1 protein-coding gene is annotated in these 1,535 nt (G+C 54.3%); it reads right to left on the bottom strand.

The window, feature by feature from the left end; translation table 11 throughout:
* Nucleotides 1–545: 545 nt before the first annotated feature.
* A complete protein-coding gene (locus DF200_RS10520; RefSeq protein WP_109138217.1) occupies nucleotides 546–1,211 on the bottom strand; it encodes a GntR family transcriptional regulator in 666 nt (221 codons plus the stop codon).
* Nucleotides 1,212–1,535 lie beyond the last annotated feature (324 nt).

The following is a 1,535-nucleotide window of genomic DNA, read 5'->3' as shown; positions in this document are numbered from 1 at the left end:
ATCAAGACCACCATCAAGATCGGCTACGGCTACCGCAACCTCGACAACCTCATCAGCCTCGTCATGCTCAAATGCGGCGGACTCGACCTACAACTCCCCGGACGCCAATAACCAGCAGGCCGGACCAGTGATCCACACCCACACAAACACCCGAAGAGCCATTATTTTTTAGTTATAATTGATTTATAACAAGATAATAACATGGGTTTGGACGGAGTCAACGCAAAGACAAGAAAAAGAAAAACAAAAAAGGATTTTCCCTCATGTGGATGATGGTCGGATGCCCGAAAATCCCAATGGACACGCCGTAATCGACTTGCCGGACATTATTTCACGGTTTTCGCAACACGGTGGTTGGCCGAATCCCCGGAATTCTCCCCCAAACCGGTGCTACAGACAAAATTTGGTCGATCCGTTCATGAGGACGGGGTTTTCGACGTCCTTATGAACGAATCGACCAAATTTCCGGATACGGTGACCGGTTTGACCAAATTTTTCGGATACGGCAACCGAATCGACCGGATTCCCGGAAAACCCCCAGACGGTTACAACAGGGAATGGAGCTGCTCCTTGGTGATGAACCCGTTGCGAAGATGGTCCTCCATGGCCTTGACGGTCGCCTCCTCGTCACCGGACAACGCGCAGTCGACGATGTGCAGATGTTCCCGATAGACCTCGACGGCACGGTCCTCGCGCGCGCCATCGACAAGATAGCGGGAACGCTGGTTCTGAGTCATCAGCATGCTGAGGATGTCAACGGCGAACTGATTCTCCGTCTGCTTGGCGAAGAAAAGATGGAAGTCGTAGTCCAGATCCCGACCGGCATCGGCATCGTCGTCACCAGTGAGGTCATCCGGATCCCGACCGGCGCTCAGGCACTCGTTCAACGTGCTCTTCCATTTCAACAACGCCGATCTATCCAGATTGGGAATGGCCTTGCGAAGAAGACTCGGCTCTATGGCGAGCCGGATGTTCAGCAGATCGACGATGTCCTTGAACGACATTTGATAGACCATCGCCCCCCGACGCGGGGTCTGTACCAGGAATTTTTCGTCGGCCAGACGGTTCACGGCCTCATGAACGGGGGTACGGCTCATGTCCAGCTCCTGTGCCACTGCGAGTTCATCAAGAACCGTTCCGGCCTTCAGCGCACCTGTGATGATCCGATTCCGCATATAGGCATATGCGATGTCCTTTTTGCTTAACGCCATTGCCTATCGATACCTGCAATTTCACTTGAACATATGATTTCGTTTCAATCTATTATCCGGCACGTATCGACTAATCACCAACGGTTATGACGCGCCTGTGCGCAAACCCTACATGGGATATGCCCCCGAGCAGGTCATAACGCTCGCATCGCGCCGACACGCGACCCGATACGACGAAGGGCCCGCCGGCACACGCCGACAGGCCCCGCAGGAAGGGAAAACGGGTCAGAAACAACCAAACGACCGAATCACTTGCCGTAGCGGACGGTGTCCCACACGCCCAGCAGGTACTGGATGCCCAGCGCACGGTCGTACAGGCCGTAA

It is taken from the genome of Bifidobacterium catulorum, assembly GCF_003129925.1.
Classification (GTDB): domain Bacteria; phylum Actinomycetota; class Actinomycetes; order Actinomycetales; family Bifidobacteriaceae; genus Galliscardovia; species Galliscardovia catulorum.
Note: the sequence above shows the minus strand (reverse complement) of the source record. Positions and strands in the feature narration are given on the sequence as shown.